This is a genomic window from Pelorhabdus rhamnosifermentans (assembly GCF_018835585.1).
Taxonomy (GTDB): Bacteria; Bacillota; Negativicutes; order UMGS1260; family UMGS1260; genus Pelorhabdus; species Pelorhabdus rhamnosifermentans.
This window is the reverse complement of sequence record NZ_JAHGVE010000016.1, coordinates 1-26,251: the sequence shown is the minus strand read 5'-3', so window position 1 is coordinate 26,251 and position 26,251 is coordinate 1. Positions and strand designations below refer to the sequence as shown.

The following is a 26,251-nucleotide window of genomic DNA, read 5'->3' as shown; positions in this document are numbered from 1 at the left end:
AGGATGATTTATGGAGAGTATTTGGCAGGGATTACTTCAGGGAATTCATTTACTTGTAAATAGTGATGCCGAAGTATATGAAATTACGTGGTTGACTATCAAAATATCCGGTGTGGCTACCGTTGTTAGTGTATTTTTAGGCGTGCCTGTAGGATTGTGGCTGGCACTTAAAAAATTTCCTGGCAAACGAATTTTACTCAGTTTCATAAATTTTGGCATGGGTCTGCCACCTGTTGTTGTTGGGTTGTTTGTGAGCCTATTGTTGTGGCGATATGGGCCGTTGGGGTTGTTTGGACTGATGTATACACCGTTTGCCATGATGATGGCTCAGGCAGTGATTGCGACTCCCATTGTGACAGGCCTGACTTTCGCGGCTATTGGCGGACTCAATCCCAATTTAAGACTACAGCTTCTATCACTAGGGGCTACAAACTGGCAAGCAAGTTGGCTGCTTATCAAAGAGGCACGTCTGGGCCTGCTTGCGGCCATTATGGCTGGGTTTGGTGGTGTTGTATCGGAAGTGGGCGCTTCGATGATGGTCGGAGGGAATATTAAAGATCAGACGCGTGTGTTGACTACGGCTACTGTGATGGAAGTCAGTAAGGGGAACTTTGACACAGCCATTGCGCTCAGTTTTATCCTGCTTATTGTAACGTATGGAGTTGTTGCTACCCTGACTTATTGCCAGCAGAAGGACAAGCGTGAAGGTATATGAAACAGACTTTTGTTGAAATGGAAAAGATAAAAGTACATCGTGGTAACCGATTTGTGCTCAATATTGAACAGCTATCTGTGAACAAAGGGGAACTTATAGCTGTCGTGGGTCCCAATGGTGCAGGAAAGAGCACGCTGCTCAAGGTGCTTAACCTACTCATTCCTTATGATCAAGGAAGTCTTAAGTTGTTTGGCAATGATGTGCGGCAGCATGGTTTACTTCCTTTGCGTCGCCGCTGTTCGATGGTTTTTCAGGATTCTTTGTTGCTTGATGAGACGGTGTTTGATAATGTATCATTACCATTGAGATTGCGTGGGATGGACAAGCAGAAAATAAAGGAAAAGGTTCAAACTACGCTGGAGGCCTTTCATTGTTTGCACTTAGCCCAGCGGGAAGCTCAATGTCTGTCGGGCGGAGAAGCACAACGTGTTAGTTTAGCTCGATCACTTGTTTATAGTCCGGAGTTACTACTGCTTGATGAGTCTTTTGTTGCCCTTGATGCGTCGACAAGAGTATTGTTGTTAGCGGACTTAAAAAAATTAGCACGTTCTTTGGGTATTACGGTGCTACTTATTAGTCACAATTATAACGATGTTCTTTATTTTTCTGAACGCGTACTTGTTTTGTCCAAGGGGCAGATCATTCAAGAGGGGTGTCCGGAAATGGTTATGCGTCGGCCCGCAAATCAAGCTGTGGCGGAATTAACGGTTATGGATAATATTTTGTCTTGTAGTGTGGAAAAAGTAGGTGGCATTGTCGGTTCGCGGGTTACTCTAGCACAAGGAGTACAGTTTGATTATCCAGGGCCTGTTCCAACCGGTGTTACAGCTTGCTGTTTACCTGGGGATTCACTTTGTATTTTCGATTCTGTTCTGTCCGTACCTGTTGGTTGGACGACCTTTTCGGGAGTCGTTTGTCAGGTTGTGCCTGGTATTGGCGTATATCAAGTTACTGCAAAAGTGCGGGAAATTTTGTTTATTGTCAGAGTGCCGAGGGAACAAGCTACAAAGGGGATGCAGCCGGGACTTAATGTACAGATAGCTTTTCAACTAGAAGAAGTTCAGTTAGTATGAGAAGGTTGACTTCCTTTTGTCGTTGCTATATAATAAATTATACAAAAAAATAGTTTACCGCTCCAAAGGGGAGTAGCTTTCAAGGAAACTTGAAGTAAAGTCGTCATTCCGTGGCTTTTGCCGCCGGCTTTACTGACATAATAGTGTTTAGCCAGACCTTTGCCTTATGGCGATGGTCTGGCTATTTTTTGTTTTTTTAATGAGGGGGAATTGGAATTATGGTGGATTTTATGATGTATGCAAATAGTGAATGGCTTTTGGCACTTGGTGGGATTATTCTAATTGATTTGCTCCTTGGGGGTGATAATGCTGTTCTAATTGCTTTGGCAAGTAAAAATCTTACGCCTAAGCAACGAAAAAAAGTAGTTTTAATTGGCAGTATCGGTGCCATTGTTGCAAGAATTGTCCTCATTTTTATTGCTTCATTCCTGCTCAAAATTCCCTATCTTCAATTTTTAGGCGGAATTGCTTTGGTTTGGATTGCTGTGAATTTGGCGGGACAGGATAACAAAGACATGACGTCGCTGAAAGCGCAAGGTGTGGCTCAGGCAGTGAAAGCCATTTTAGTTGCTGATGTCATTATGAGTTTAGATAATGTTTTGGCCTTAGCTGCTCTATCGCAAACTGCTTCTGCCGGTCAATATGCTTTGATTATTTTGGGCGTTATGGTGAGTATTCCCATGATTGTTTTCGGGTCGCAAGTGTTAATGAAACTTATGGATCGTTATCCAGTTATTATCTATATTGGTACGGGTGTTTTAGGGTATGCGGCAGCTGAAATGATTATTAGTGACAAAGCGCTAGGACTCGCCGCTATACGTTATGAACTGTTAATAAAAGTAGGTTTGGCGCTTTCTGTCATCTTGCTGGGATATTTCAAGAAGCATGAAAAACTGAAGCTTATCCTTGAGAAATAAGCCGGACAGTCGTTTTGATGCATTGTCTTTGTTGAGATTTCGTCTTTTAAGCTATACCAGATTTGTTGATACAGTTCATGGACTTTTAATTATTGCAGTCACTTTTTGCGGTCACATTTCTTTTCAGGAAAAACATCCCCAATACAACTACAGGAATGCCAAACATAAAAATCAAGTCGATATACAGTATGTAGTATTCAATAATATTGAATACTACAACAGACTTAAGAATGTCTGTTTTTAAAGTGATCATGAATATTACTATAGCCATAGGAATAATGAGGACTTTGCGATTTTTAATTCCCAGAAGTTGTACCAAGCTCATTGTTGCCAAATGTAAGAACAGTGAAATTTTCATAAACATACCAATATTCCATGCGCCAACCATGAAAAATTCAATGCGTGTGATAAAATCATATATGTTAATTTGTTTTATAAAGAGGTAATAAGGGTCGAATGTTTTTTTTGAGAGCGTAAGTCCTAATCCTGCTAGCGTTGGAACGATGATTATAAGGGAAAATACGGTAATAATAATTATTGTCCAGATGATAATTGTATTGGTAGTCTTTGTTTTATTAATAGACGGAACCAGCATAGCAAGAACTATCATCTCGTTCATTTTGGCAGCGGTAATAAAGGCTAGGGAGTTGATCTCCCAAAAAGTGGAATCAGCTAATATTGGTAGAAATACTTTGAAATCCATTTCGGGTATTTGTAGTATTGCATAAAAAATAATAACGGCTAAAATTTGCGGGGTAAAAATTTCTGCCGATCGTGCAATACATTCCAAGCCCTTATATACGCCATAAGCACAAGCGGTTAATGCGAGGAATATGATGGCAAAATCCGGAGTTTCGGTAAAATTTATTGGCTTAAGAATGTTATCAAACAATGATAAATCAAGGGTAGCAATAAATAGAAAGAAAACGACATATAAAGCCCCTAGTATTTTACCGATCCGTTTACCCGTTATTATTGGTAAATACTCTATGAGCGTCAGATTAGCAAACTGCTTACTCAAAAATAATAAAGGAGCAATGAATATTGCAATATAAAACAGCGAAAGAATTTCTGTAATCCATACATCCTGGTTGGAGAAATGAAACCATAAGAGTACTATAGATATGCGACTCATGCTTAGTAAAAATATGACTTGCAGTGGTGATATTTTTTCTGAATTTGTCATCAATTGTTGTTGACCCCTTTTTATTCTTTCACAGGAAGCGATGATTTTCCTGTCTTTACTATCTTTGTTTGAACTTCCACTTCAATGGTTGCTTGTGAAAACAATTCATCCCAATTATTCTGCAGATTCTTCCATTCCTGAGGGTATTTGCGGTGGACAAGCTGGCCAAAGCCAAAAATATCAGACTTATATTCGGTTTGCACTTTTAGCAGGGTTTGTTCTGCTTCCTGTTTAATGACCTGAGAATTTTCCTGTTCCAACATTTCTATTGTAGCCGGATCTGTTAGTTGGAAGTTAGCAGTTTCTTCATCCAGCATGCCGATCATATTAATTTTTACTTTGATCTTTATATCATTACCATTAATCTCTACCTCAGTTTTTTTCCCAGCTTTTAATATCTCTACAGAGGCAGTCCCCTTACTATTAGGAGTAGGGGATACAACGATGCCACTGGTTACTTTGCCGGTTACCCAGTTGTAACCTCTCGTTTCATCGCCGTCAAGAAATCCGACTAATCTATCCTTGAGAAACACGGCTGCTCCTTCAGGACTTAATTCGTATTCATCATTCTGTCCTGCTCCGATTTTGGCCTTTTTTACTTTTCTTAGGACCGTAACAACGGGGTTTATCCCTTTGCCAGTATAGGTCTTTAAAAAATCTAAAACTTTGGAATCCACGCTTTTCGACAAGGATGTATGTTGCTTCAGTAAGTCTTCGATATAGCTTGAAGGAATAGTATTGATTCCACTGGCAATGGTCATAATATCGGCAGCGGAATCGTCTTTTATAATGACTAAATGCATGGACAATCTCATCTCCGGGCCGCGTAGAATCGCATCAAGATGCTCTGCCAACCCATTTCTGGCAACAGCTTCACTGAACAAAAATGCTTTGGTGTGCGCTACGAACAGCTTGCGGTCAAACCGTAACATAGAGCTGCGAAAGGTTTCTATAAGAGTCTGACCGTCGGATTGTACGTACTTGACGGGTATTTCATTTTTTTCACCACCACTCTTTCCGGACTTTTCAGGCTTAATGACCTCAAACGTAGTTTTAATGCCATTATTACCAGTGTCTACGCCTACTAAGCCGACAATTCCCAGGGTATTTAATTCACGACGATTCCAGCACCCTGTAAGAGGTAAAGCTAATACTAGCATTAAAGTGATTGCTACTATTCTTTTAAGTATCACCATTGGTTTTTCCCTTGCCTTTGCTGATTGTTTTTTTCAATAGCTTCTGGCCTTCTCTTCATCGTCCATAGGGGGAAGCGAAAAATAAAATCCTTAAATACGCTTTCATCAGAAGGTGCCAGCGTGGAAGTGTAGGGAACGCCACAGGAACGCAGTGAAACAGCGTGCATCACAGCGACGAAGATCCCACATACGATGCCGTATAGTCCCATTACGCTGCCTGCAATTAAGAAAAGAATCCGATAAATCATGACAGCTTCCGATAAGGCTGGTACAATAAAACCAGTAACTCCAGCAATGGCCGTAATGATAACCACGGGAGCACTTACGAGGCCGGCGTTTACCGCGCTTTCGCCAACAATGAGCGCGCCCACGATACTAATTGCTGATCCTACAGCCCGCGGGAGTCTGATGCCTGATTCGCGGAGTAACTCATAAAAGCCTAGCATTATAAACATTTCCGCTCCAGCCGGAAAGGGTATATCCGAGTTTGTGCCAGCCATACGTAATAGAAGTATCGTTGGAATCATTTCTTGATGAAAAGTCTGCAGAGCAACATAAAAGCTAGGTACAAATATACTAATAAGAAAAGCTGAAATTCGGAGGATTCTCCATGCCGTTGCGAGTAATGGTCGCATGTAGTAATCCTCACTGGTTTGCAGCGTTTCAATAAATAAATGGGGTATAGTAAGTACATGCGGGGTGCCATCGCAAAATATAGCTACCCGACCTTCAAGGATTTTGGCCGCAGCAATATCGGGTTTTTGGGTATTGCCAACAGTTGCCAGAACTGAAAATGGGCTATCTTCAATAAATTGCTCAATATAGCCTGTTTCTAGGATCGAATCTGTATCAATCTTATTTAATCGTCTTCTCACTTCACCTAATACTGACTGGTTTACAATGCCATCAATATAGGCAATAGCAACATTGGTTTTTGTCTGTTTGCCAAGGGTGATATTTTCAAATACTAAGTTGGGGCTCTTTATCTTCCGCCGCAATAAACTAGTATTTGTTCTGATATTCTCAATAAAACCTTCACGGGGTCCCCTAATTACAGTCTCAGTATCAGGCTCAGCTACTGCTCGTCTTTCCCATCCTTTGGAATCAATGAGCAGGGCAGTAGCTACTTTATCGACAAACATAACCGTATTACCATTTAATACATTATCAATAACTGTAGACATTGTCTTGGTTTCTGTTACGTTTGCTACTGCAATTAAATCTTTCAAAACTTTCGAATCCAAAAGTGTATTTGTTTGTAGTTCTTTCGATTTAATAATAAATGAATTTATAACGTCCCGACCCAAAATTTCCTTGTTAACTAATCCGTCAATATATACTATCAAGACTTTTACGCCGGAAAAAGTAGCAAATTCATAAAAGATAAGGTCGCTACTTTGTTTGAATGTCTCCTCAAAAAAAGTTTTATTGGCTGTTACGGTAGTAAAAACGCTTTTAGCTTTCTCATGTCTAAGTATTGCTATTAGCTGCGATATTTTGGCTGCGATTTCTTCACTCTCCATAATGAGTTGTTTAAGAGCATAAAGGTTCTTTTTGACCTTGAAAAGCGAAGCACCCGATATAGCAGTCGATATCTTATTTATATTTAGGCACTTTCGTCTTTTCATCAATCTGCACCACCTATAAACTACCTACAGTAAGTATTACACTATACTTTGGTTTTTACCCCTGTTTAGTGGCTAATATTTTGTTGGAAGTCAGTAGATACGTTGCGGCTAAAAGTGATATTGTTCATCCCGCCATGTATCAATTCTTTCAGCGTAGTCTATATCGTTCATTTTAATGACAGGCAGGTTAAATACTTTTTCGAATGTATAATGTATACATTCGAAAAAGTATTTACGGGCGCGGCAGAAAATTATATAATAAAGGCATGGAAAATTATAATTTAAAAAGTCAGATAAAAGCTTCCTATCGTACGCTACCTGGTATGATTACAGATATTCTTCGCGAGGCAATTCTTTCTGGAGAACTTAGTGGGGGAACTCAACTCAAGCAAGAGGAATTAGCATCGAAGTTTAGCGTAAGTATGAGTGCTTTGCGCGAAGCGTTAAAAAGTCTGGAAGCGGAGGGATTGGTAAGATTCTATCCTAACCGCGGGGCGATGGTTAGTGAGTTATCTGCGGATGAAGCACAGGAGATATTTGATATACGACTATTTTTGGAATTAGGGGCGCTGGAACTGGCTATTCCTAATTTAACTGACCTGGATTTGGCAGAGGCAGATGAGATTTTAAAAGAGGCAGATGAAGAAAGCCATATTGGACGCTGTGGCGAATTGAATTGGCAGTTTCATGAAACTCTGTATCAATCTGCAAATAGGCCCAAGTTACTTACATTAATTCAAAACATGCACAATAATGTTGAACGTTATATGCGTTTGTATTTGTCCACTCTGCATTTTCAGACAAAATCGCAAGAAGAGCATCGGGCGTTATTAAAGGCTTGCGCGCAAGGAAATATTAAGGTTGCTCAGAAATTATTACGTAAACATATGGCTGATGCGAGTAGTAAGGTGACAGGGTACTTAAGTCGTTAACTTTGATTAGTGTTGGTATTGCAACAGTGTTTATTTATTGCATATTTTCGAAAATCGAAAATATGATTACTAAGTCCACTATATCTTTTCTAGAGTATATATCAAAATGCGAGGAGGTACAAATATGTCTAGTAAACGAATTGAAGGTTTTAAGAAGTCGTACATTGATGCCAAGCCATCTATCAGTGTTCATCGTGCGGTGGCTTTTACGGCATCTTACAAGGAAACTGAAGGTGAATCAATCATTATACGGCGAGCAAAAGCATTTCAGGCCGTATGTAAGCGTATTCCAGTAACGATTTTTGATGATGAAATTATTGTTGGAGCCGTCGGTGAATTTCTGAAGTCGGGTGTTGTTTGTCCTGAATATTCCTGGAAATGGGTTGAAGAGGAAATGGACTCGTTTGAAAGTCGGGATCAGGACCCCTATCGCATTGATGCGGAGGCAAAAGATACCTTGCGTGAAGAAATTTTCCCTTACTGGAAAGGCAAGTCGCTGGAAGAAACTTTTCTATCTCGCCTTAATAAAGAAACAGCGAAAATTCTGGTTGATACCGGAATTATTGATAATGATTCCAAGTGGAGAAACGCAGTTGGCGAAATTACTGCCGATTATCAAGATATTGTTTTCAAAAAAGGTTTTGGGGGACTCAAAGCAGAGGCACTCAAGCATTTACAAGGTTTGGAACCGATTACTGCTGAAGCACTGGAAAAAATTGATTTTTACAACGCTTCCATTTTAGTTTGTGATGCAATTGTCACTCTGGCCCAGCGTTATTCGGATAAAGCAATGAAAATGGCACAAACGGAAACGGATGCTCGTCGAAAAGAAGAATTACTTGAAATTTCAAGAATTTGCCGGAAAGTGCCAGAACATCCGCCGGAGACTTTTTACGAGGCTATTCAGACGGTATGGTTTACCCAAATTGGTTCAATACTGTCCGAAAATTCCCTGGCATTAAATCTGGGCAGGTTCGATCAATATATGTATCCATGCTACGCTAATGATATAAAGTCAGGTACGATTACTAAAGACGATGCCCAAGAGTTGATTGAGGCACTTTGGATCAAGCTTTCTGAATGGGTATGGGCGATTTCTAGTAACACGGCTAAATTTTTTGCTGGTTATAATGCATTCCAAAATCTGACCGTAGGTGGCAGAACAAGAGAGGGTCGGGATGCAACAAATGATCTTTCTTACATGTGTCTGAAAGCAACGGAAAATGTAAAAACTCATCAGCCAGGTTTGAGTGTGCGGATTCATCCCGACAGTTCAGATGAATTTCTATTAGCAGTATGTAAATTGATTCGGGTCGGAACCGGTTTTCCTGCAGTGCACAATGACAAGGTTGGTTCGGCAATGCTGCTGGCGGAAGGACTGTCTCCCGAAGACGCACGTGACTGGAGCAATTGTGGCTGTGTAGTGCCGCATTTTAGAAAAATAGGCCAGTGGACATCAGCTGTTAATATTAATTTGGCCGCCGCGATCGAATATGCATTGAATGGTGGTAAAAGCCGCATTACGGGAAAAAATATGGGGCTTCCTGAAGTTCCTGGTTCTGAGTTTAAGAGCTATGATGAAGTAAAAACGGCTTTTTATAAACAACTTGCTTACCTGATAAAACACTCTGCTATTGGCTCAGTTACTCTTCAGCAAGTTCATGCCGAAATGGTGCCTCGACCTTATATTTCTATGCTTGTAGATGGATGCATGGAGAAGGGAAAAGATCTTAGTAAAGGCGGTGCTAAATACAATCTTTCACCAGTCTTTACCGGAATTGGGGTAGCTGATTCGGCCAACTCTTTGGCAGCAATTAAGAAACTAGTATTTGAGGACAAAAAGTATACTTTGGGAGAAATTGACAAAGCGTTAGCTGCTGACTGGAACGGTTACGAGGAAATGAGACAGGCAGTGCTTGCTTGTCCGAAGTATGGCAATGATGATGATTACGTTGACTCTATTGCTGTAGAAATAACTGACTTTTACTACAAAGAAGTACATTCCTATAAAGATTATTTCGGAACACCTTTTACTTCGGCATTTATGGGAATTTCCAATTATATTCCGTGCGGAAGTGTGATTGGTGCAACTCCGGATGGTAGAAAAGCCAAGACTCCGTTGACTGAAGGCGTTTCACCACATGCAGGTACTGATTTGACAAGTCCGACTGCCGCTATGCGTTCTGTTGCTAAGATCAATCATGATGTGCATTCTGGCGGTACATTGATGAATATGAAGTTTGCTCCTGATTTATTGAAATCCGATAGGAATCTGAAAAACTTGGCAGCTCTTATTAGAGCCTATTTTGCACTGGGTGCCTTTCATGTTCAATTTAACGTGATTTCCACTGAATTATTGAGAAAAGCCCAGGAACACCCGGAGGACTACAAAGATTTGCTTGTCAGAGTAGCCGGTTATAGCACACAATTTGTCAATCTGTCCCGTGAAGCTCAGAATGCGATCATTGAAAGAACTACCTATGAAACAATGTAAAGGAAATATATTTCAAATACAGCGCTGGTCGATTAATGACGGCGAAGGAGTTAGAAGTACTGTTTTTCTAAAAGGTTGTCCACTACGATGCAAATGGTGTGCCAATCCGGAGTCTTGGAATAAAAGGCCTGAAGTATTGTTTTTTCATGAAAAGTGTACGGATTGTCATCGTTGCTGTTCAGTTTGTAGTAACAACGCAATTATTATGGATAAAACTATCAATCGTTTTGATCGTGAAAAATGTTCTGGATGTGCTAAGTGCTGTCAAGTATGCCCAACAGGTGCTCGAAAGCTGATAGGTTCCACAGTGACTGTTGAAGAGGTTCTAAAAGTAATCAAAAGAGACGCTGTTTTTTATCGGGAGTCTGGTGGCGGGGTGACATTTTCCGGTGGTGAACCATTTGCTCAGCCAGAGTTTTTACGACAACTGGTGTTTGCCTGTAGCCAACTGGGCTTAAATACTGCCGTTGAAACGAGTGGTTATTTTGACTGGATGCAAGTAAAAGACATTTTTGAGCTTTTAGATTGCGTTTTTATTGATATCAAGCATATGGACGATGCTGTGCATAAAAAAATGACGGGAGTTAGTAACCTCAGAATTTTAGAGAATATTACACTGATATCCCGTATGCATCCGAAGGTGATCGTCCGCGTTCCACTGATTGACGAAGTGAATGCCAATAAAGAAAATATTCAAAAGATGTGTGAGTTTCTTAAAGGCAGTACACAAGTGAAAGATGTCGAATTGCTTCCTTATCATGATTTTGGTGAGTCAAAATACAGTGCTATTGGGGCTTGTAGTCAGACTTTCACAACTCCTCAAACTGAAAAAATTGAAGATATAAAAAAAATAATATTAGCCTATGGTTTACGTAATGTAGATTTTAAGTAGCTTGATGATATCGATTACTAGTTTTCGAAAAGTAGGATTTCTGGTTATTTAGTTGATAAAGAAAAGGCGCTTTAAATGAAGAATATAGGGAAACATCTTCGTTTGAAGCGCCTTTTATTACTCTGCAAAATTAACAGAATAAATACAACCTTTTTAATACTGCCAATAATCTATGGATTCCCATATTGGTGCTCAAAAATAACTTAGAGTTCCAATTATGTATTCAATAAATAAGAGGAGGATAACGATGAATAACAAAAAACAGCAAGCGTTTCAGTTTGTAGACGACCATTGTGAGGAAATGGTATCACTGTGGAAGGAGGTTGTTTCGATGGAGGGTGGCCCGCACGAAAAGCAAGGAATTGATGTAGTTGCCGCTCGCTTTAAAAAGATACTTGATGATGAAGGTGCCAATTCCCATCTAGTTGAGTTCGAAAAAGCTGGCAGTATGTTGATTGCAGAGATCGGTAAAAATCGTCCTAAGCCCGGCGTAATTTTTATGGGGCACATGGATACTGCTCGTCCTGCGGGTGCAATCGCCGAGCATCCTTTTACTATTAAGGATGGCATCGCTTACGGGCCAGGCGTTCTCGACATGAAGGGTGGTATTGTGGCTGCTCTTTATGCGATGAAAGCATTGAATTTTGTTGGCTATGACTCGCGTTCTATTAAAGTTCTTTTGGCTGGGGATGAGGAGGTCTTACACGCCAATTCTAATGCACCTGAAATATTTATTGACGAGGCAAGAGGCTATGCGGCGGCATTTAATATGGAGACAGGCTTTGTAGACGATGGAATTGTTGTCGGGCGTAAGGGAGTAGCACGGATCATGCTGGAAGTAAAAGGAATTTCCGCGCATGCAGGTAACGATCCGGAAAACGGCAGGAGTGCAATTCTGGAAATTGCACACAAGATTATCGCCGTTCAAAACTTAACTGATTTGGAAAAAGGCATTACTTTTAATGTAGGGGTAATGCAAGGGGGTACGACATCAACGTCTGTTCCTGATTATGCAAAAATTTTTATTGATGTGCGCTATAAAAATCCAGATGACTTACCGGAAATTATTAAGCAAGTCGAAAAAGTTGCAGACAAAATCTATATTGAAGGCACGACCACTCATGTTGCTTTTATGGATGGTATAAAGCCAATGAAAACAACGGACGGCGTCAAACAATTGTTTGAGATAGTAAAAAAAGCTTCTGAAGAAAACGGTTTTGGAACGCCTTATGAAAAGTTGGTGGGCGGTGGCTCTGATTCAGCTTATACCGTATTAGCAGGCGTGCCAACGGTATGTGCGATGGGAGTAAAAGGGGGGAGAAATCATAGTCCGGAAGAATATGCGGTTGTAGAAAGTCTATTTGAAAGAGCTAAATTATTGGTCGCCTCTGTGCTAAAGTTGGACTAGCTTGGTGAGAAAAAAACTATGAGTTAATGGGGGGAAAATCAATGGCAGAGACAAATCAAAAGGAATATAAAGTAACTTGGAAAGGCTGGTTATCGCTAACTATTCTGGTAATCTCTTTATCTGGAATTTTTACCAATGCCAATGCTCCGTGGAAAGCCCTGGATTTTATGGTTCTCACAGGTAATTTTGGTGAAGTGGCAAAAGGAATTATTTTTACGGGTAAAGGAGGTATAGGAGCGAAGGATGGATTTATGTTTGCCCTAACATTGTTTCCGACAGTCATGTTTGCATTGGGGTGTATTCAAGTTGCTGAATCACTGGGCGCATTGCGAGCAGCTGAAAAAATATTTCATCCTTTGTTACGGCCCTTGTTGGGTATTCCTGGCGTAAGTGGATTAGCCTTTGTCAGTTCTTTTACGAGTACGGATGTTGGGGCGGTTATGACGAAGGAATTGGTTGACGAGAAATTGATGACCGACAATGAGCGGACGATTTTTGCAGCTTACCAGTTTGCCGGATCGGCCGTTATCGTCAACACTTTCGGGACAGGGGGGCCATTACTTCCCATTACTGTCTTGCCTGTGGGTATTATTATTTTGTTGATTGTTATTGCTAAAATTATTGGCGCAAATATGGTTCGACTGTATTTAAAATGGTATTTGGCTAAAAATGCGGTAGTTGGAGGTAGCAAGAATGGCTGAGCAAAGTAACGGAACGTTAACCTTGCAGGTAAAACCGAGTATGATCGATGAGTTTGTTAAGGGAGCAAAAAAGGGGTTTTATGTTGCTGTAGAAAATATTACTCCGGCTATGGTATTAGCTTATGCTCTGATCTTGTTTTTAAATATTATTGGCGTTATGCCTATTTTGGCTAAATTGCTAGGACCAATCATGGCTGTGTTTGGTTTGCCTGGCGAAGCCATGGTCGTTTTGACTGCTGCTTTTTTTGCTAAAGCGGCAGGGTGTGCGACAGCGGCAACACTTTATTCACAAGGCGTAATTACTGCCACTCAGGCAACTATTTTATTTCCAGCCTGTATCACGATGGGAACGCTTGTTGGCAATTTCGTGCGTGTGGTCATGGTGTCGCAAACCAATATAAAGTGGCAGCCGCTGCTATTATGCAGTGCTCTTGTTGATGCGGCAGTTGTTATGTGGCTGACTCGATTTGCCTTATTTATCATGGGAGTCAGTTAATTTAGAAAGTAAATTACAATAAGTGTCTGCAGATATATGCGAGAAAAATATGACTGCCATGGTCAGTGGCTTTTGGTGTTAAGTCTATTGTATATCGGCTGACGAAAGATGTATGTGATATTTCGGGTAATTAATCAACATTAGATTCGATTTAACCAGGAGGCTTTTAAAAAATGATGAAAAGAAAAATGAAGACGATGGACGGAAACACAGCAGCAGCTCATATCGCTTATGCTTTTACAGATGTAGCCGCTATTTTCCCGATTACGCCGTCATCCAATATGGCAGAAAGCACGGATGAATGGGCAGCTCAAGGCAGAAAAAATATCTTTGGGCAAACCGTGCAGGTTGTAGAAATGCAGTCAGAAGGCGGTGCAGCCGGTGCGGTACACGGTTCACTGCAGGCCGGAGCCTTGACAACGACCTATACAGCCTCACAAGGGCTGCTATTAATGATTCCCAATATGTATAAAATTGCCGGAGAACTTTTGCCAGGCGTATTTCATGTCAGTGCCAGAGTCGTGGGTGCCAATGCCATCAGCATTTTTGGCGATCATTCAGATGTTATGGCCACAAGGCAAACAGGATTTGCCCTGTTGGCTGAAAGCAGTGTTCAGCAAGTCATGGATTTATCCGCTGTGGCTCATTTGTCCGCAATCAAAGGAAGAGTTCCGTTTCTTAACTTCTTTGACGGCTTCCGGACTTCCCATGAGATACAAAAAATTGAGACACTCGAGTACGATGAATTAGCGCAATTAGTTGACCAAGATGCACTCGACGAATTCCGCAGGAGAGGTTTAAACCCGGATCATCCCGTATTACGGGGAACCGTCCAAAATTCCGATATTCACTTCCAGCAAAGAGAAGTAACCAATCGGTATTATCAAGCTCTTCCCGACATCGTAGAAAACTATATGCGTGAAATTACCAAGCTTACCGGCCGGGAATATCATCTCTTCAATTATTACGGGGCGAAAGATGCCGATAGAATGATCATTGCCATGGGTTCCATGTGTGAGGCCATTGAAGAAATGGTCGATCACTTAAATGCTAAAGGGGAAAAAGTCGGACTGCTCAATGTTCATCTGTACAGACCCTTCTCCATTGAACACTTCTTTAAATATATTCCTAAAACAGTAAAAAAGATTGCCGTGTTAGATAGAACCAAAGAGATGGGATCCTTAGCTGAGCCTTTATATTTGGATGTAAAAACAGCCTTTTATAATAATAGCGAGTGGCATCCCGTCATTGTGGGTGGCCGCTGCGGTGTCGGTGGGAAAGATATTGTTCCCGGACATATTCAAGCCGTGTATGAAAACCTTAAACAGCAGCAGCCCAAAGATCATTTTACCGTAGGAATCATCGATGATGTAAATAATACCTCGCTGCCTTTTGGCCAAGATATTGATACAACGCCAGTCGAAACGAAAGCCTGCAAATTCTGGGGCCTCGGTTCAGATGGAACAGTGGGAGCCAATAAGAGCGCCATCAAAATTATCGGCGATCATACCGACATGTATGCTCAGGCATATTTTTCCTATGATTCCAAAAAATCCGGTGGCGTGACGATCTCCCACCTGCGGTTTGGTAAACAGCCCATTCGATCGCCCTATCTTATCAATAAGGCCGATTTTATCGCCTGTCACAACCAGTCTTATGTAGATAAATACAATGTATTAGAAGGCTTAAAGCCGGGCGGTAGTTTTCTGCTCAATTGTACATGGAGTGAGCAGGAACTAGAGGATAACTTGCCTGCAACTATGAAACGTTACATCTTCGAAAATCATATCAACTTTTACACAATAGACGCCGTAGGTATTGCTCAGAAAATAGGTCTTGGCGGCAGGATCAATATGATTATGCAATCCGCTTTCTTTAAAATTGCCCAGATTATTCCCGTGGAAGAAGCCACTAACTATCTAAAAGAAGCCGTCGTCAAATCATACGGCAAAAAAGGTGAAAAAGTTGTTGCCATGAACAACGCCGCCATTGACACAGGCGTAAATTCCAGCGTGAAAATCCTTATTCCTGATTCATGGAAAAATGCCCAACAGCAAGAAGAACCGGCTAAGAAAGTTCCGGAATTCATTAAAAATATTCTCAATCCAGTGAACCGTCAAGAAGGGGATAAGCTGCCTGTAAGCGCCTTCACTTGTGTGGAAGATGGCACTTTCCCCGTGGGTACTGCAGCTTATGAAAAACGCGGTATTGCCATCAACGTGCCTGAATGGCAAAGTGCTAAATGCATTCAGTGTAACCAATGCGCCTATGTTTGCCCGCATGCTACCATCAGACCTGTGCTTGTCAATGAAGAAGAACTGAGAAATGCTCCTGAAGGATTTACTGCTAAAGCGGCTGTTGGTGCTAAAAATGTAAACTTCAGAATGGCACTTTCTCCGCTTGATTGTACGGGTTGTGGAAATTGCGCCCAAGTTTGTCCAGCTAAGGAGAAAGCCTTAGTGATGAAACCACTTGCTACGCAAATCAACCAAGTTGAGCTTTGGGATTATGCGATGAACTTATCTCACAAAGAAAATCCAATGAACAAAAAAACAGTAAAAGGCAGCCAGTTTGAGCAACCGTTGCTAGAGTTCTCAGGCGCTTGTGCAGGTTGCGGAGAAACTCCGTATGCTAAACTGGTGACGCAATTGTTTGGCGATCGAATGATGGTGGCCAACGCTACGGGTTGTTCTTCCGTTTGGGCAGGCAGTGCGCCGTCTGTACCTTATACCAAAAATCATCGGGGTCATGGTCCGGCTTGGGGAAATTCTTTATTTGAAGATAACGCTGAATTTGGTCTAGGCATGTTCTTAGGTGTAAAGCAAGTAAGAAACAAAGTGGCCATGGATATTGAGAAAGCGACTCAATTGAATTTTGGGGAAAAATTTAAAATAGCCAGTGAAGAATGGTTAGTTAATAAAGATTTAGGTGAGGGTACACGGGATAGGGCGGACAAGCTGATAGAGGTTCTGGAAGAGGTTAAAGGTAATGAGCCGCTTTTGAATGAAATCTATAAAAATAAAGACTTTTTGGTGAAGAGATCACAATGGATATTCGGTGGCGACGGATGGGCTTACGACATCGGATTCGGCGGATTAGACCATGTACTGGCTTCCGGAGAGAACGTAAATGTTTTAGTGCTTGATACGGAAGTATACTCCAATACAGGCGGGCAGTCTTCGAAGGCTACTCCGGCAGCAGCGATTGCCAAATTTGCAGCTAGCGGAAAACGCACCAAGAAAAAGGACCTTGGAATGATAGCCATGAGCTATGGCTATATCTACGTAGCACAAATTGCCATGGGGGCTGACAAGAATCAAACGCTCAAAGCCATTGCAGAAGCCGAGGCCTATCCAGGACCCTCCTTGATTATTGCATACGCGCCTTGTATTAATCATGGTCTGAAAACGGGGATGGGTTGCAGTCAATTGGAGGCCAAACACGCTGTGGATAGTGGATATTGGGGACTTTATCGGTACAATCCTCAAAGCAAAGATGTGGGCCAGAATCCTTTTACGATGGATTCGAAAGAACCCACTATGGATTTTAAGGAATTCCTTATGGGTGAAGTACGTTACTCGTCGTTGAAGAAGCAATTTCCCACCATGGCTGATGCTTTATTTGAAAAAACCGAACAGGATGCCAAGGAACGGTTAGAAAAATACAAGCTCTTGGCTGAGCAATAAAGTACAGTAAACAAGTGGTGTCAGCAAAAGAATAGTGGTTTACAGATGTGCCAGAAGCTTGTGGTAAGATTAGTTGGAAAATAAAAGGATATTTATAGGAGGAAATTATTTATGAAAAGCGTTGTTAATACGGATAAAGCGCCTGCGGCGATAGGTCCTTATTCTCAAGCAATAAAAGCGGGTAGCTTCATGTTTATTTCCGGTCAAATACCCGTTGATCCCACCACCGGAACCGTAGTGTCCGGCGGTGTTGCGGAACAGACAAAACAGGCTTTAGATAATCTTACAGCTATTCTGAGAAGCGAAAATCTAGGGTTGGAGAATGTTGTAAAAACAACAGTATTTCTTATAGACCTGAATGATTTCCAAACAGTTAACCAAGTTTATGGAGAATATTTTTCACAAGATGCTCCGGCTAGGTGCTGTGTCCAGATAGCTAGGTTGCCTAAAGACGTTTCTGTTGAAATTGAAGCTATTGCTTATCTATAATTCTGAGAATGATTGCTCATATGCATATATGAGCAATCATTCTTATCTTTACAGGTTGGGTATACTCGCGTGTAAGTCGAAAAGTACAGGGGGTATTGCAACTCAATCTATTACCAAGATGGAATAACCTTAAATCAGGTTGGCAAAAAAATTTCTATCCTTGGTAAAGGCTAAATGGCAATACGATATGATAATATATTCTATAATAAAATTGAATCGAAGGGGATTTTGTATTGAAACCACTTGAAGGAATTTGCGTATTAGATTTAAGTCGGGTTTTAGCTGGGCCATACACTTCCATGATGCTTGCCGACTTTGGAGCAGATGTTATCAAAATTGAAACGCCGGAAGTAGGGGATGATTCCAGGGCTTTTGGTCCCTTTGTGAATAAAGAAAGTGCTTATTTTATGAGCTTAAACCGAGGAAAGCGGTCTATGACTTTAAATCTAAAATTATCTGAAGGACAGGAAATTTTTAAAGAAATGGTAAAAAAGGCTGATGTTGTACTTGAAAACTATCGGCCAGGAGTAATGGAAAAATTCGGTCTCGGTTATGAAGTGCTACAAGAGATCAATCCGAGGATCATATATGCCGCTTGTTCCGGTTTTGGACATAGCGGGCCTTATATGAAAAAACCGGCTTATGACGTCATCGTGCAAGGTTTGGGCGGAATCATGAGTATTACTGGTCAAGAGGGTGGTGAGCCAACGCGGGTCGGTGCTTCAGTCGGCGATATCACCGCGGGATTGTTTACTGCCACTGGCATATTAACGGCATTATACAGTCGAGCAATAACAGGTAAAGGGCAAAAAGTGGATGTAGCCATGCTAGATTGCCAAGTAGCGATATTAGAAAATGCTATATCAAGGTACTTAGTCTCAGGAACAGTGCCTAGCCCTATTGGTAATCGTCATCCATCAATTACCCCCTTCGAAGCTTTTCGCGCCCAAGACGGGTATATCATCATTGCCATTGGCAATGATAGACTCTGGGCGAAATTTTGCCAGTTAATTAAGCGCGAAGACCTTGTTACTGATGAGCATTTTGTAGCCAATGCCGATAGAACTAAAAATCAAAAACAACTGAAATCGATACTTGACGGAGAATTTCCAGCCAAAACTGTAGCCGAATGGATTGAGGTCTTGGATGGCGCAGGTATTCCTTGCGGTCCCATCAACACAGTTGATCAGGTGATAGCAGATCCGCAGGTTCAAGCAAGGAATATGATCGTAGAAATAGATCATCCTGTAGCTGGACGCTTAAAAATGCCTGGATTGCCGATTAAACTTTCCGCTACTCCTGGTGCAGTTGAAACTCCAGCACCGTTATTAGGGCAGCATACAGAAGAGATCTTACAAGAATTCCTGGGAATGAGCACTCAACAATTAGCTGACCTTCGAGCTAAAAAAGTAATTTAAATAAATTATTAAACCGTTGTGTTTAAATTATCGGAGGTGAATTCATGTCCAAAAATAGTTTTGGCTTCAACATAGCAAGTATCCGCATGCGTTTATTGCTTGTTATGCTGTCTATTATGTTGATTTCATTGAGCGTATTGACTGGGGTAAGCTATTATTTTTCAAAACAGGCGCTTTCTAAAAGCGTTGATGAGGTTGCCGCGGCAATAGGTACAGACTATGCTAATCGCGTGCAAGCTTCTACTGATGAAATTATAATATTTGTACAAGAATTGGCCAATAATCCTTATATTCGAAACGGCAATGATCGGCAGCAGATTGTCAATACTTTGGCAGACGGAATTAAGCGCAATAACAAATTTACAGGCCTTAATTATGGAGATTTAAGCGGGAACGTGCTACGGTCGCAAGGTGATACTGTATATATCGGTGATCGCGAGTACTACAAAAAAGCCGTTCAGACAAGGAAAATCGCCATATCAGATCCGCTTGTTGCAAAAGGCACGGGAAAAATATCGTTGGCAATTGCGGTGCCCGTAGTAGTAAATGGGAACTTGACGGGTGTACTGCAGGCTACTGTACCGCTTGATAGTTTAAATGATATGGTAAAGGATATCAAATTCAAAGACAGTGGCTATGGAGTCATCGCTGCTAAATCAGGTATGATTATTGCTAATACCCAGTATCCTGAATTAAATGGGAAACTGAACCTGACGGAAAAGAAGATTGAACCAGAACTAAAACTTGGTGTTAATGAATTTGACGACAATTTAATATCACTTTTTAAAGCGGCTGTTGAAAGCGGAAAACAGGTAAAGGGCATACATACGTTTATAAACAAAGATATTCCTATGGTTAGCGTATTTACACCGATTGACCTTCCTGGCAATCAGCGTTGGATTATGATGATTACAGCTCCCGTAACGGAAGCTACTCGTGAAACGGGGATCTTGAGTCTTATCCTGTTTGCAGCTTCGATAGTGTGTATATTATTAGGAGCAATTGCGGTTGTGATATTCAGCGCTAAATTTACTCAGCCGATAACTAAAATTCGGGATGAATCAATTCTCTTAGCTGAAGGCGATTTAAGGCTGAGAAAAATTAATGTTCATTCCCAGGATGAAGTCGGACAATTGGCTGAATCCTTTGGTCAAATGGCGGATAGACTGCGCAAATTAGTTATGCAAGTTCAAGCTAAAGCGGAAACCGTTGCAGCCTCTAGCGAAGAGATGACTGCAAGTGCACAACAGTGTGCTGACGTAACCAATCAAGTTGCCGGAGCTGTTTGCCGTATTGCCGAAGGCTCGGATTTGCAGGCAAACGCAGTGGATAGTATGGCAGGTATTGTGCAGCAAATGTCGGCAGGTATCGAGCGCATTGTCATCACAGGCAGGGAGATAGCGGTTATCGCTGAGAATACGGCTAAGTCTACGGCAGAGGGACGCCAGACTATTGAACAAGCCAGAGAACAGATGGGGGCTATTGGCGCGGGTTCCGAAACGGTTCAAAATACGATTGGCAATCTGGCGCAAGGGTCGCGTGAAATTAGGGAAATTGTCACTTTGATTTCCGCTATTGCTGGACAGACCAATCTGTTGGCTCTTAACGCTGCAATTGAGGCTGCCAGAGCAGGAGAAGCAGGTCGGGGGTTTGCCGTAGTAGCTGAGGAAGTGCGAAAATTGGCGGAAGAGTCCAATCAAGCAGCCCAAAAAATCGCGGGATTGATTCAGAAAAATGAGGTGGACATGGATCAAGCTATTGTTGTTACCCAAGATAGCACTAACGGTGTTAAGACAGGGATTGAAGTGGTTGAATCAGCTGGGAATACTTTTAAATCTATTGCTGATGCCGTAGAAAGCCTATCAACGCAAATTCATGGCATCATGGAAGCGATTGATCTGATTGCGGCAGGAAGCCAAGGGCTAGTTTCTTCTGTACAAAACGTTGATAAGGTTGCCAAAGAAAATGCCACCGAGACACAAAGCGTTTCGGCGGCGACTGAAGAGCAGTCTGCTTCTATGCAGGAAATTGCTGCTTCAAGTAAAGTATTGGCAGATACAGCAGCCGCTCTTCAGTCAGCCGTGACGAACTTTAAAGTATAATAACACAGCGCAAATGACACCGATGAGGTCAGTTTATGAGTTTGGGCAATAGTTTTTAAATAAATGTAACAGTAAGGATTAAGTGAGGGCTGTCCAGGTTTAGATAGGGGCTAAAAAGATACCTCAACCCTTTTCAGCATAAAGAGTTGAGGTTTATTTTTTTTTTTAGCTTAAATCAATATGGAAATTATTATCTGTGTCTTCAATTATATAAACCGCCGCCTGTAAGTTATATTTAAATTTAACTTTATCTCCATTGGTTGATTTACCAATTATGGCAAGAATATGCGGCCAAACAATCGTACCTTCCTGAATTTCTGGAATATCTTTCTTTAAGTCGCAGGTTCTATTTTGCCCAGTAGGAAAATTGCCGGAGTTCCATTTGGAAACCCTCGTTTGACTGCTATTATCCAAGTAACAAATTTGAAATTTCACAGCAAAACCACTATTATTAACGCACGTAATTTTTTGCGCTTCTTTCATAGCCACCCTTCTTTCGTTAGTGTTGGTATACTATTATATGTACTATAAACAAGTTATGTGAAGAGGAGGTGAGGTGACGAAGCGTTTCAGAAAGCAGCGAGGGAGAGTATTTTTGTAGTGAAGGATGCTGCTTTAGTTGACGTGTCATTGGCGACGTTAATTGTGTCAAATTTATAACAAAAAATAATGTCAACGGTTCAAAATCCGCTGACATTATTTCCATTTCAATGGTAACTTGGCAATTTACTAAATGCCAAAGGATATATATTTGATAAGAAAACGTACAGGAAAAACAGAAGTTAGTGGCGTGACTTTTTCGTGACTTCATCTTTTAAGTTATACCAAATTTGTTGATATAGTTCATTATAATGGATAGTCGTACGGATATTGGCAATTTCGCGGGGCCGAGGTAAGTCTACGGCAATCGTCGCTTTGATTTTTCCAGGATGTGCAGTCATGATGACAATACGGTCACCGAGGCAGAGGGCCTCATCAATACTATGGGTGATAAAAACCGTCGTTTTTTTAGTTTGCTCCCAAATTTTCAGCACTTCCTGTTGAAGAATCATGCGATTTTGTTCATCAAGAGAACCAAAAGGTTCATCCATAAGTAAAATTTCCGGGTCGTTAGCAAAAGCCCGGGCTACACTGACCCGTTGTTTCATACCGCCTGATAATTGATGGGGATAGGCGTTGGCAAACTGTTCAAGTCCAATCTTCTGAATATAATAGTTCGCAAGCTCTTTTCGCTGTTGTTTGGGGATATTGCGCATTTTTAGGCCATATTCCACATTCTCCGTTACAGTCAGCCAGGGAAAAATAGATTGTTCCTGGAAAACCATAGAATTGATTGGCCGACAAGAGGAGGAAGGGACGATCTCCATTCTACCGCCTGTAGCCGTATCAAGACCTGCTAAAATGCGTAGGAGTGTTGTTTTTCCACAGCCACTTGGTCCGACAATGACACAAAACTCGCCGCAGTCAATTGTAAGACTGATTTTATCTAAGGCCGTAATTGCGCCGTCTGCAACAGTAAATGTTTTTTCAAGGTTTGTTAACACAATACTTTGTTTTGTTTGTTCCAAGAACAGCACCTCCTTTTGTTACGGCTGTTGTTTCCAAGGTAAGACCCATGCTTCGATTCGGTCTAGTAACAGAGTAAAAATATAGCCGAGTACAGATAACATGATAAGTGCCACAAACATAGGTTCAATGTCGAACATGTCATAGGAGCGCCAGATCATCCAGCCTACTCCGGCTTTGGATGCTGACATTTCTGCTGCTACAATCAAGATGAGCGCCATTCCCATCCCGAGTTTTAGACCGGCAAAAATCATGGGAAGGGCACCAGGTAAGGCCACGGTTAAGTAAAAATTTTTGCGGCTGGCACCAAAGTTTTTGGCTACATCAAGATAAATTTTATCAATATTGAGTACACCGGCCATTGTGTTAATGACGACGAGATAGAACACACCGATAGCAATAGTAAATATTTTTGAGGTTTCACCAATACCGAAAACAAGTAAGATAAGCGGCATAATGGCGAGTTTGGGAATGGGGTAAGTTGCCGCAATCATGGGCTCAATGGCAGAACGCACAAAAGGTGACAGTCCCATACTAATGCCTAACAGAATGCCAGGAACTGTACCGGCAATGAAGCCGATGAGGACGCGCTGTACGCTGATATAGGTATTGTAAAGCAAGTCACCTGATAATAACAGTGGAATGAAAGCCTTGAGAATGAGCGTGGGGCTGGAGAATAAGCGAATGTCAATGAAGTGCAGGCGGGCTAAAGCCTCCCAGATGATTAATAGGCTCAGTGGAGACAGAATGGATAACAACGTAAGTAAACGATGGTAGGGAGATTTTGCAGTCATTTTTGGTCCTCCCTTGCTTAATAGTTACCTAAAATTTGCAAGGCAAAATCAACATATCGATTATCTACAGCATCGTTGATGGAAATATTTTTAACGAGATTGTGTTGTTCGTACCAGTCTAAATCCATTTGAATGCCTTTCATCCGTACATAGCCATTGGGGTTTAGACCTGTTGGAAACATCTTTTCATATAAATTCGGATCTTTAATAACGGAATATTTGCAGAGTATGTCGATTGTTTCTTGTTTGTGAATATCTTTAAAAAAGGCATCGTTGTAGTCCCGCAATGATTTAACGTAGGCAGTCATAAAACGGTTGGCGACGTCATTTTGCTGAACGAGACTAGTACCAAAGACAAGTAAGGCTGTTTGGGCGTCGGGATCATAATCAGCTGGATCTTTCCAGGGGGCGAGTATATTCTTCGCTATTCCTTGTGCAATAAATGGTTCAATAACCATGGCGGCATCAATGCTTTTGTTTGACAAAGACACAAGCATATCACTAAACGAGCGAATCACTTGTATATCCACATCATTTGTGGACAGTCCAGCTTTGGCTAGTACACGGTCTGCGGAAATTTCATCAAGTGAAGCTGTGCCGACAATGGCGATTTTCTTTCCTTTTAAATCAGTATAATCCTTAATGGTATTCACAAGATCCTGCCGAATGACCAAGCGGTAATAACCGCTACCAGGGATATTGATACCCTTGTCCGCGACGATTTTAATCGGGATGTTGCGTGACATGGCATTAAACAGTCCCGATGCAGTGACTGTTGCTCCTACGTCAAGCTGACTGGCTGCTAACTGATTAATCATTTCTTGACCTGAATTAAACTGGACAGGTTCGATTTGTATACCCAAATCCTGATAATATCCCTTAGCCATACCAATTAGGATACCTGCATCGGAAATGACTTGTTTCATGCCAACTTTTACAACGACTGGACTCGCAAGAGGACTTAAGGTCGGTGCCCATGCAGGTCCCTCAGATATTTGATTACGAACAGCTGGTGTAGATGTACAGGCTGCTAAAATAAATATAAGCATGAGAATGACACTAATTAAACTATAAGCTTTTTTTTGACTCATAACTATTCCTCCTGGCTGTTTTTTAGCTACTTTATAAGTATTCGGAAAGAATTGAATTGGTTCCCGACTTAGGAGGTTTTTCATAATCAGTGGCGAACTTATAAAATTGCGACTTAATACCTAAAGACTTAATACCTAAAAATAATTGCTTACCATGCGAAATAAAAGAGGAAATTAATATGCCTAGTAAAGAAGAATTGATTGCTTGGCCATTTTTGAAGCAGTTGTCAAAGAATGTGCTGGGATTTGAATTAGATTTATCTGTTAAAGAAGAAGGTACTAAGACAGTATTGTTTACCTATACTTTGCAGGAAAAACGTTGTCAGTTCATTGCTTTTTATGATGAAGCAACAAGAGATTTTATGGTGCGTATTATTATTGGATTGACTGAGTATAATGATGTCGGCTACATTGTGACTGACGTAGAAGTGTTTGAGAAGTTGATCAAGGAACGAATGACAGAAACACTTCATAAGCTATCTGTTTATGAATCACATCATATGGAAAGTATTTTATTGAATACAGGTATTACTACTTGGCAGTATGGTTTGGACTTGCCACAAAAAATTAGGCAGTTTGAACTTTTTATTCGTCCTAGTGAACCAATCAAAATGATTAATGGTTCTTATATTGTATTAGATTATAGCTGTTTTGAAGAAGAAAGTAATTTGCTTATTTATTATAATATTTATCGTGATGAATATTTTGGCGAAATTAGGCTTCGGCGTACTCCGGAAATGACTTTTGATTTCGATGCTAAGACACTAAAAGAGCTTGAAGAAAATCTGAAAAATTACTTAGAATCTACAATTATACAATTGGAATCACGATTGCTTGAACATTAAAATAGTTTTTTGAGAAGGCAGGTGCCGGGATTGGCTAAAATTCTTGTCTGTGATGATTCGGCTTTTATGCGCATGATGTTAAAAAAGGTATTGGTAGATGGCGGTCATGAAATTGTTGGCGAAGCCGGAGACGGTATGCAGGCTGTACAATTATTCCGCCAATTGAAACCGGATATTACAACAATGGATATTACCATGCCTAAATTAAATGGCGTAGAAGCTGTTAAATTGATTCATAAGGAAGATTCTATTGCGCGGATTGTTATGGTAACTGCCATTGGGCAGCAGGCCATCATAAATGATGCCTTGGAAGCAGGTGCATCAGATTTTTTGTTGAAACCTTTTGAGAATACCGCTGTCTTAAGTACAATTGAAAAGCTAATAAAATAATACGATTTTACTTGACTTATTATGAAAATTTGTTATAATAATATTTGCTGTTCTAAGTCATTATTTAACAGATTTCTTGATAGGCTTTTAGGTACAAAGAAGAAAACTGTTGACATAGTAAGCTAAAAGTAATATACTATTAAAGTAACTTATTGAGTGGCCCGGTAGTTTAGTTGGTTAGAATGCCGCCCTGTCACGGCGGAGGTCGTCGGTTCAAGTCCGATCCGGGTCG

General features: G+C 41.0%; 22 protein-coding genes, 1 tRNA gene and 1 riboswitch. Of the genes, 16 read left to right on the top strand and 7 right to left on the bottom strand.

Going from position 1 to position 26,251, the window contains the following annotated elements; all coding sequences use genetic code 11:
* The first annotated feature begins 10 nt into the window (after positions 1-10).
* The 3 genes from Ga0466249_RS17160 to Ga0466249_RS17150 all read left to right on the top strand — a co-directional run bounded on the left by Ga0466249_RS17160 (position 11) and on the right by Ga0466249_RS17150 (position 2,705).
* Complete coding sequence (locus Ga0466249_RS17160) at positions 11-715, top strand: ABC transporter permease (RefSeq protein ID WP_215830709.1); 705 nt, start codon at positions 11-13, stop codon at positions 713-715.
* Positions 712-1,788 carry an ABC transporter ATP-binding protein gene (locus Ga0466249_RS17155; RefSeq protein ID WP_215830708.1) on the top strand — a complete coding sequence of 359 codons (1,077 nt, stop codon included), beginning with the start codon at positions 712-714 and terminating at the stop codon, positions 1,786-1,788. The genes Ga0466249_RS17160 and Ga0466249_RS17155 overlap by 4 nt, the downstream gene beginning before the upstream one ends.
* A 55-nt stretch (positions 1,789-1,843) precedes the next feature.
* Positions 1,844-2,000: riboswitch (yybP-ykoY riboswitch) on the top strand.
* Between the two features lie 6 nt (positions 2,001-2,006).
* On the top strand, positions 2,007-2,705 hold the full coding sequence (locus Ga0466249_RS17150; protein WP_215830707.1) for a TerC family protein: 699 nt from the start codon (positions 2,007-2,009) through the stop codon (positions 2,703-2,705).
* Positions 2,706-2,790: 85 nt separating this feature from the next.
* Here Ga0466249_RS17150 and Ga0466249_RS17145 read toward each other — a convergent pair whose 3' ends face one another.
* The 3 genes from Ga0466249_RS17145 to Ga0466249_RS17135 are packed head-to-tail and all read right to left on the bottom strand — an operon-like array spanning position 2,791 to position 6,715.
* Entirely contained in the window at positions 2,791-3,891 is a 1,101-nt protein-coding gene (locus Ga0466249_RS17145; RefSeq protein ID WP_215830706.1) for a GerAB/ArcD/ProY family transporter, read from the bottom strand.
* 20 nt (positions 3,892-3,911) lie between these two features.
* On the bottom strand, positions 3,912-5,087 hold the full coding sequence (locus Ga0466249_RS17140) for a Ger(x)C family spore germination protein (protein ID WP_215830705.1): 1,176 nt from the start codon (positions 5,085-5,087) through the stop codon (positions 3,912-3,914).
* The gene (locus tag Ga0466249_RS17135; protein ID WP_215830704.1) at positions 5,081-6,715 is read right to left on the bottom strand and encodes a spore germination protein; all 1,635 of its coding nucleotides are present in this window, start codon (positions 6,713-6,715) and stop codon (positions 5,081-5,083) included. Before Ga0466249_RS17135 ends, Ga0466249_RS17140 begins: the two co-directional genes overlap by 7 nt.
* Positions 6,716-6,918: 203 nt before the next feature.
* Between Ga0466249_RS17135 and Ga0466249_RS17130 the strand changes: the two genes are divergently transcribed.
* The 10 genes from Ga0466249_RS17130 (at position 6,919) to Ga0466249_RS17085 (ending at position 21,333) form a co-directional block, all read left to right on the top strand.
* Positions 6,919-7,647 carry a GntR family transcriptional regulator gene (locus Ga0466249_RS17130; protein ID WP_246588823.1) on the top strand — a complete coding sequence of 243 codons (729 nt, stop codon included), beginning with the start codon at positions 6,919-6,921 and terminating at the stop codon, positions 7,645-7,647.
* A gap of 124 nt (positions 7,648-7,771) precedes the next feature.
* Positions 7,772-10,141, top strand: a complete 2,370-nt coding sequence (locus tag Ga0466249_RS17125) for a glycyl radical protein (RefSeq protein ID WP_215830703.1) — start codon at positions 7,772-7,774, stop codon at positions 10,139-10,141.
* Positions 10,128-11,033 (top strand): glycyl-radical enzyme activating protein, encoded by a 906-nt coding sequence (locus Ga0466249_RS17120; RefSeq protein WP_215830702.1) that lies wholly within the window; start codon positions 10,128-10,130, stop codon positions 11,031-11,033. The genes Ga0466249_RS17125 and Ga0466249_RS17120 overlap by 14 nt, the downstream gene beginning before the upstream one ends.
* 247 nt (positions 11,034-11,280) lie before the next feature.
* Entirely contained in the window at positions 11,281-12,441 is a 1,161-nt protein-coding gene (locus Ga0466249_RS17115) for a M20 family metallopeptidase (RefSeq protein WP_215830701.1), read from the top strand.
* A 41-nt stretch (positions 12,442-12,482) separates the two neighbouring features.
* A complete protein-coding gene (locus Ga0466249_RS17110) occupies positions 12,483-13,142 on the top strand; it encodes a nucleoside recognition domain-containing protein (protein ID WP_215830700.1) in 660 nt (219 codons plus the stop codon).
* A complete protein-coding gene (locus tag Ga0466249_RS17105; RefSeq protein WP_215830699.1) occupies positions 13,135-13,638 on the top strand; it encodes a nucleoside recognition domain-containing protein in 504 nt (167 codons plus the stop codon). The genes Ga0466249_RS17110 and Ga0466249_RS17105 overlap by 8 nt, the downstream gene beginning before the upstream one ends.
* 176 nt (positions 13,639-13,814) lie before the next feature.
* Entirely contained in the window at positions 13,815-17,324 is a 3,510-nt protein-coding gene (gene nifJ, locus Ga0466249_RS17100) for a pyruvate:ferredoxin (flavodoxin) oxidoreductase (RefSeq protein WP_215830782.1), read from the top strand.
* Positions 17,325-17,435: 111 nt separating this feature from the next.
* Positions 17,436-17,813, top strand: coding sequence for a RidA family protein (locus Ga0466249_RS17095; protein WP_215830698.1), 378 nt, complete (start codon positions 17,436-17,438; stop codon positions 17,811-17,813).
* 233 nt (positions 17,814-18,046) lie between these two features.
* Positions 18,047-19,231 carry a CaiB/BaiF CoA transferase family protein gene (locus Ga0466249_RS17090; protein ID WP_215830697.1) on the top strand — a complete coding sequence of 395 codons (1,185 nt, stop codon included), beginning with the start codon at positions 18,047-18,049 and terminating at the stop codon, positions 19,229-19,231.
* 44 nt (positions 19,232-19,275) lie between these two features.
* Positions 19,276-21,333: a methyl-accepting chemotaxis protein gene (locus Ga0466249_RS17085; RefSeq protein WP_215830696.1), complete on the top strand. Its 2,058-nt coding sequence runs from the start codon at positions 19,276-19,278 to the stop codon at positions 21,331-21,333.
* A 165-nt stretch (positions 21,334-21,498) separates the two neighbouring features.
* Here Ga0466249_RS17085 and Ga0466249_RS17080 read toward each other — a convergent pair whose 3' ends face one another.
* The 4 genes from Ga0466249_RS17080 to Ga0466249_RS17065 all read right to left on the bottom strand — a co-directional run bounded on the left by Ga0466249_RS17080 (position 21,499) and on the right by Ga0466249_RS17065 (position 24,784).
* Positions 21,499-21,816, bottom strand: a complete 318-nt coding sequence (locus Ga0466249_RS17080; protein WP_215830695.1) for a hypothetical protein — start codon at positions 21,814-21,816, stop codon at positions 21,499-21,501.
* A 299-nt stretch (positions 21,817-22,115) separates the two neighbouring features.
* Entirely contained in the window at positions 22,116-22,901 is a 786-nt protein-coding gene (locus Ga0466249_RS17075) for an ABC transporter ATP-binding protein (RefSeq protein ID WP_215830694.1), read from the bottom strand.
* 18 nt (positions 22,902-22,919) lie between these two features.
* Positions 22,920-23,693 carry an ABC transporter permease gene (locus Ga0466249_RS17070; RefSeq protein ID WP_215830693.1) on the bottom strand — a complete coding sequence of 258 codons (774 nt, stop codon included), beginning with the start codon at positions 23,691-23,693 and terminating at the stop codon, positions 22,920-22,922.
* 17 nt (positions 23,694-23,710) lie between these two features.
* Positions 23,711-24,784 (bottom strand): ABC transporter substrate-binding protein, encoded by a 1,074-nt coding sequence (locus Ga0466249_RS17065; RefSeq protein ID WP_215830692.1) that lies wholly within the window; start codon positions 24,782-24,784, stop codon positions 23,711-23,713.
* A gap of 179 nt (positions 24,785-24,963) precedes the next feature.
* Between Ga0466249_RS17065 and Ga0466249_RS17060 the strand changes: the two genes are divergently transcribed.
* From Ga0466249_RS17060 to Ga0466249_RS17050, 3 genes are all read left to right on the top strand, one after another.
* The gene (locus tag Ga0466249_RS17060; RefSeq protein WP_215830691.1) at positions 24,964-25,629 is read left to right on the top strand and encodes a hypothetical protein; all 666 of its coding nucleotides are present in this window, start codon (positions 24,964-24,966) and stop codon (positions 25,627-25,629) included.
* A gap of 30 nt (positions 25,630-25,659) precedes the next feature.
* Complete coding sequence (locus tag Ga0466249_RS17055) at positions 25,660-26,019, top strand: response regulator (protein WP_215830690.1); 360 nt, start codon at positions 25,660-25,662, stop codon at positions 26,017-26,019.
* Between the two features lie 158 nt (positions 26,020-26,177).
* Positions 26,178-26,251, top strand: a tRNA-Asp gene (locus Ga0466249_RS17050).